The sequence below is a fragment of the Paenarthrobacter sp. CM16 genome (assembly GCF_013179505.1).
Taxonomy (GTDB): domain Bacteria; phylum Actinomycetota; class Actinomycetes; order Actinomycetales; family Micrococcaceae; genus Arthrobacter.
Genome location: NZ_JABMCX010000009.1, coordinates 25,776 through 31,775, shown reverse-complemented (window position 1 = coordinate 31,775; position 6,000 = coordinate 25,776). Strand labels below are relative to the sequence as shown.

Here is a 6,000-nt window from a genome sequence, read left to right as displayed (position 1 = left end):
CATATTTCTTCCCACACGCGCTATGACATGCACCCCATGCACGACTTGGGCTTCCGGAACCTCTGGATGCTGGACCGCGGCTACGACCCCATCGGTCATGGCTACGACCTCAGCACGGCAAAATCCCTGGACGAGATCAACAAGCACCTCGGACTCTGAGACGACGAGGCGAAAGGCCAACCCCGTGAAACTTGTTCCTTACTGGCTCGATACCGCAGAGCCATCCGGCGATTACCGCCGCACCCCAGTCCCGGAGAACGTTGATGTTGCGATCATCGGAGCGGGATTTACCGGGCTGTCCGCAGCCCTTGAATTCGCCAAGCAAGGCGCCAGCGTAGCTGTTTTCGAACGCCACACCGTTGGTTGGGGTGCATCAGGCCGCAACGGGGGCATGGCTACTACTGGTTTGGCCATTGGTTTCAGCACGGCGGTCAAACGGTACGGGGCGCCCCGGGCGGTGGAGATGTTCCGTGAATACAACGACGCCATTGAGACCATCGAGAAGCTGGTGCACGACAACGCCATTGACTGCGACTTCAAGCGTTTCGGCAAACTTTCACTCGCCTTCCACAAATCGCACTACGACGGATTCCTGAAGTCCCAAGAGCTGCTTGCCAACCTTGTGGATCACCAAGTAAAAGTGATTCCCAAGTCCGAAATCCACAGCGAAATCGGAACGGACTTCTACCAAGGGGCCATGATGGACCCCTTGGGCGCGGGCCTGCATGTTGGCAAGTTCGTCCACGGGCTGGCGAAGGCCGCAGCCGACAACGGGGCGGACATTTGTGAGAACGCAGCGGTCACCGAACTGAACAAGGTTTCAGGTACGGTCCATGACGTGCACACCACGAGGGGCATCACCCGGGCGAAGCAGGTTCTGGTGGCTACCAGCGGCTACACGGGCAACATCACCCCCTGGCTCCAGCGGCGTGTGATTCCCGTAGGGAGCTTCATCATTTGCACTGAGCCGCTTCCCGAAGAAGTCGTGAACCGTATTCTGCCGAACAGGCGGCAAGCATCCGACAGCAAGATGCTCACCTATTACTTCCGCATTACCCCGGACAACAGGCTTCTGTTCGGCGGCCGCGCACGCTTTGCGCTCTCCAGCCCGGATTCCGACGTCAAAAGTGCAGAAATCCTGCACAAGGCCATGACTGAGCTCTTCCCCTATCTGTCCAAGGTGGAGGTGGACTACATCTGGGGTGGTTTGGTGGACCTGTCCATGGATCAGATGGTCCATGCCGGTCAGCATGACGGACTGTTCTTCTCGCTCTGTTACAGCGGGCACGGTGTTCAAATGGCCGCGCATATGGGCAAGCGCATGGCACATTACATGGCCGGAGACAAGCATGCGAACGTCTGGGAAGACCTGAAAAACCCGCCCGTGCCTGGCCATTTTGGCCCGCCATGGTTCCTGCCGTTCATTGGCGGAGCCGCGAAGATCATCGACCGCATCAAATAGGCAGGCAAGGATCCCATGAGTTCATCAACCACAGTCCCTGAAGCGCGCCCTGAAACAGGGCAGGAGACGGCCTACCGGCGGGCAAGGATCGCCGCACTCCCGGGCGGCGCATTCCTGGAAGGCCGTTGGGAGACAACCGAGATGACCGTTGAGGTCCGGGATCCTGAGGACGGCGTCCTGTTGGGAACCGTGTGTACCTCCACCCCACAAGACGTGCGCCGGGGTATCGCCTATATCCATCGCCACCTCGAAAAAGATGATTGGGCTTTACGGGACCGCCGGGAGGCGTTGGAACGCGCTGCAGTGTTGCTGGCCGACCAAGGTCTGCGTTTCGCCGAGATCATTGCCGCCGAAAGCAGCAAGACCATCTCCGAGGCGGAGCGCGAAGTGCGCCGGTGCACGGAGACGCTACGGCTCTCCGCCGCCGCGTCCAGCGAACTCGTCGGAGAGACTCTCGCCTTTGAAGACAGCATCGCGGGAGCTAACAAAATCGGCTGGTATAACCGCAAACCAGTTGGAATTATCGCGGCTATCACCCCCTTCAACGATCCGCTCAACCTCGTGGCACATAAGCTGGGCCCGGCCCTGATTGGAGGCAACGGCGTCGTGCTTAAACCCTCTGGACGCACCCCGCTTACCGCCCTCGCCTTTATCCAGCTGCTGTTGGAAGCGGGTGTCCCCACGGGTCGCCTCGCCGTATTTGTTTCGGGACCCGGCGTCTCGGAGGCGATCGTCACCGACCCGCAGGTTGACCTCATTTCCTTTACCGGCGGACCGAAGACTGCCGACCGGATCGCTGCCGCCGCCGGAGCAAAGAAGATCCTTTCCGAGCTCGGCGGCAACAACGCAACAATCGTTTGTGCGGACGCTAATGTCCAGACAACCGCAGAGGCAGTCGTGGCCGGTGCTTTCGGGGTGGCAGGCCAAAATTGCCTGTCCGTGCAGCGCGTCTACGTTCACATCTCCCTCTTCGATCAAGTCCTTGAAAAGGTGGTCGCGGGCACCCGGGGGCTTCGTGTCGGAGCAAAGTTCGATCGCACCACGGACGTCGGGCCGCTGATTTCTGAAGCCGAAGCGCGCCGCGTGGAGGAATGGGTGGAGGAGGCCAAGGCACTTGGCGGCATCGTGCACGTCGGCGGCCAACGTCTCGGCGCGTTCTACCAGCCCACCGTGCTCACGGACATGTCCGCAAAGGCCCTGGTCATCAGCGAGGAAGTTTTCGGCCCGGTGGTCAGCATCATCCCGTTCATCCAGCTCAACGATGCCATCCACGCAGCGAACGACTCCGAGTACGGGCTTCAAGCCGGCGTATTCACGGAGTCGATCGAGCTGGCCTTAGCCATAGCCGACAAGCTGCATGTAGGCGCGGTAGTGATCAATGAGACCAGCGACGTCCGGATTGACTCGATGCCTTTTGGAGGCTTCAAGAAATCCGGGGTGGGACGTGAAGGCGTCAAACACGCGGTACGGGAGATGACCGAACCCAAGAGCACCATCATCAAATTGGCGGGGCCCGCCACGCGCTGGCAGGAACTCTCCGCCACCTCAGAACGGAATGCATCATGACGGACCACAAAATCGCAGTCATCGCAGGCGACGGTATCGGAAAAGAAGTTGTTCCCGCAGCCATTGAATGCCTGGAACGGATCGCCGGCATCCACGGCATCGGTCTGGAATTCACTCATTTCAGCTGGGGCTCGGACTACTACGGCGACCACGGGCGGATGATGCCGCTGAACGGACTCGACCAGCTGGCGCAGCACGACGCCATTTTCCTGGGTGCTGTGGGCTCACCCGAGGTTCCGGACACTGAGTCGCTGTGGGGGCTGTTGATTCCCATTCGCCGTGAGTTCCAGCAATACATCAACCTCCGGCCGGTGAAAACGCTCGACGGCGTCAAGTCGCCTCTCGCGTCCAAGGAACCGATCGACATCCTGATTGTGCGCGAAAACAACGAGGGGGAGTACTCGGAGGTGGGCGGACGCGCCTACCGCGGGCTGCCGCATGAGACCGCCGTCCAGGAAACCATCTTCACCCGCCTGGGCGTATCACGTGCCGCGCATTACGCCGCATCGTTGGCTTCTTCCCGCAAAGGCCACCTGACTTCGGCCACCAAGAGTAACGGCATCATCCACACAATGCCCTTCTGGGATGAGGTGGTGGAAGAAACCACCCGGCTCTATCCCGACGTAACCCTCACCAGCGAGCTGGTGGACGCGCTGGCCGCCCACCTGGTCCTGAAGCCCTGGACCTTCGACGTCATTGTTGCCTCAAACCTGCTGGGGGACATCTTGTCCGACCTCGGCAGTTCGGTCACCGGGTCCATTGGTGTCGCCCCCAGTGCAAACCTGAATCCCGACGGCGATTTCCCGTCCCTCTTCGAACCGGTCCACGGTTCGGCGCCGGACATTGCGGGTAAAGGGCTGGCAAACCCGGTAGGCCAGATCTGGTCAGGGGCAATGATGCTTCAGCACCTGGGCCACCCCGAAGCTGCGGAGCACCTGCAGTTGGCCTTCGAGTCAGTGTTGCGCGCGGGCATGGGTACCCGCGACGTCGGAGGACCGTCGTCGACGTCGGAGTTCACTGCCGCCGTGTTGGTTGCCATCGATGCCCTGGATGCTGTCGGCCAGACGGAGAAGGCGGCTGCCAAGCCGACGGCTGCATCGTCGTCGTCATTGTGACCTTTTACAAGGGCGGGCGCCCCGTCGTCGCCGTGCTGTATCGGGAGGCCTTGCCACCCCGATTGGACGAGGTCCGGGAACTCGCCGAAGTCCGTCTGACCAAGGCTGACAGACTCCCGGAGGCGCTGGCCGGTGCGGATGTGCTGTATCAATGGCATTCGTTCTCACCTGCCCTGCGCGAGAACTGGGCGGCAGCCTCGACCCTGAAATGGGTTCATGTGTCAGCGGCGGGCGTCAGTGAGTTGTTGTTCGAGGACCTGATCAACAGCAACGTTCTCTATACGAACTCGCGGGGTGTGTTGAGCCGTGCGATTGCGGAGTTCGCGTTGGGTTTTGTCCTGGACAGCGCGAAGGATGCCCATGGTTCGTTCAGGCTCCAGCAAGGCAGGCGCTGGCAGCATAGGGTTACCCGGAAGATCCAGGGGCAGCGTGCCCTTGTGGTGGGGACAGGGTCCATCGGACGGGAAACTGCGTATCTTTTCCATGGCGTCGGCTTGCGCGTCAGCGGGGCCGGACGCAGCAGCCGTCCCGGAGGTGCGTACTTTGAAGAGATCCATTCTTCAAAGGACCTGGCCCAGGTGGTCCAGGACTTCGATTACGTGGTGTTGGCTGCGCCGCTGACCGAGCACACCAAAGGACTGGTGGACGCTGACGTCCTCTCCGCGATGAAGCCAACGGCCCACCTGATCAATGTGGGCCGTGGCGAACTGGTGCAAACCGACGCGCTGGTGGACGCGCTCTGCTCGGGAACCATTGCCGGGGCAGCCCTCGATGTAGTCCACCCGGAACCATTGCCTGTGGAACACCCTCTCTGGAGCATGGAGAACGTCATCCTCACCCCGCACATGAGCGGCGACACCGAGGATTACCTTGACGATCTAGGGAAGCTGTTCGTGGAAAACCTCGGGCGGTTCAGCCGCGGTGAACCACTGCAGAACGTCGTGGACAAGCAACTCGGGTTCGTCCCCGTTCCCTGACTTCTCAACCCCGGGGATGGCCGGCCCTTCCCAAGGACCGGTCCTCTTTAGCGCCTAGTGAAGGTCCATGGCGTTGCGTACTTCATCCAGGATGTGATGCATGGCAGCCTCAGCTGCCGTTGCATCCCCTCCAGCCACCGCGGCGGCCACGTCCTGATGGGCGTCAAGGGCTTCGGACCTGGGTTTGAAGGGCATGAGGCCCTGGCGTGTCCGGCTGGTGAGCACCTCTGTCACCATGCCTTCCAAGGCTTGGAACATCTCATTGCCACAGCTTCGGAGCAGCAGGCAATGGAACTCAATGTCAGTGGCAAGGAAGGCCTCCAACTCGCCGGCTTCACCCAGTCGTCGCAAATCCGCAGCCAGGGAAACCAGGCGGGCACGCTCAGCGGCACTGGCCCGGCGCGCTGCCGCAGCAGCTGCAATGGGCTCGACGGCGATGCGCAGCTCGGTGAGGCTGCTGTACTGGTTCTCGCGGCGGTCCGAGGCAAGCCGCCAGCGGACCAGTTTGGGATCGAAGACATTCCACAGGTGGCGCTCCCGCACCACTATGCCCACCCGGCGCCGCGAGTACACCAGGTTCATGGACTCAAGGACCTTCATGGTGTCGCGGGCCACGGTCCGGGAGATGCCGTATTCCTGCTGGATCCCCTCCAAGGTGAGCCGGCCTCCCGGCGCCAATTCACCTGAGGCTATGGCTGTGCCAACAGCCTCCAGCACTCGTTCGTGCATAGCAGGAGACGCTCCGCCCTGAAGATAGGCCGCGTACTGTGGTGTCGCCGTCGACATTCTCCCTGCCTTTCCCTGTGCTGCTGCACGCCCTCATCGTAGCGTCAAAAAACGCAAAGGTATGACCTGTGCCACGAATAAATACTATTTATTC

5 protein-coding genes are annotated in these 6,000 nt (G+C 61.1%); 4 read left to right on the top strand and 1 reads right to left on the bottom strand.

Features of this window, described 5'->3' with window-relative positions; genetic code table 11:
* Positions 1-184 precede the first annotated feature (184 nt).
* The 4 genes from HP499_RS01495 to HP499_RS01480 are packed head-to-tail and all read left to right on the top strand — an operon-like array spanning position 185 to position 5,120.
* Positions 185-1,462: an FAD-dependent oxidoreductase gene (locus tag HP499_RS01495; protein ID WP_172322204.1), complete on the top strand. Its 1,278-nt coding sequence runs from the start codon at positions 185-187 to the stop codon at positions 1,460-1,462.
* A 15-nt stretch (positions 1,463-1,477) separates the two neighbouring features.
* Positions 1,478-3,028, top strand: a complete 1,551-nt coding sequence (locus HP499_RS01490; protein ID WP_172322203.1) for an aldehyde dehydrogenase family protein — start codon at positions 1,478-1,480, stop codon at positions 3,026-3,028.
* Positions 3,025-4,143, top strand: coding sequence for a tartrate dehydrogenase (locus HP499_RS01485; protein ID WP_172322202.1), 1,119 nt, complete (start codon positions 3,025-3,027; stop codon positions 4,141-4,143). The genes HP499_RS01490 and HP499_RS01485 overlap by 4 nt, the downstream gene beginning before the upstream one ends.
* On the top strand, positions 4,140-5,120 hold the full coding sequence (locus HP499_RS01480; protein WP_172322201.1) for a D-2-hydroxyacid dehydrogenase: 981 nt from the start codon (positions 4,140-4,142) through the stop codon (positions 5,118-5,120). Before HP499_RS01485 ends, HP499_RS01480 begins: the two co-directional genes overlap by 4 nt.
* A 54-nt stretch (positions 5,121-5,174) precedes the next feature.
* On the opposite strand, the gene HP499_RS01475 is transcribed toward HP499_RS01480, so the two are convergent.
* On the bottom strand, positions 5,175-5,906 hold the full coding sequence (locus HP499_RS01475; protein ID WP_172322200.1) for a FadR/GntR family transcriptional regulator: 732 nt from the start codon (positions 5,904-5,906) through the stop codon (positions 5,175-5,177).
* Between the last annotated feature and the right edge of the window lie 94 nt (positions 5,907-6,000).

Coding starts and splice junctions, on each gene's coding strand:
- HP499_RS01490 (WP_172322203.1), top strand. CDS start 1,478: ATGAGTTCATCAACCACAGTCCCTGAAGCGCGCCCTGAAACAGGGCAG.
- HP499_RS01485 (WP_172322202.1), top strand. CDS start 3,025: ATGACGGACCACAAAATCGCAGTCATCGCAGGCGACGGTATCGGAAAA.
- HP499_RS01475 (WP_172322200.1), bottom strand. CDS start 5,906: ATGTCGACGGCGACACCACAGTACGCGGCCTATCTTCAGGGCGGAGCG.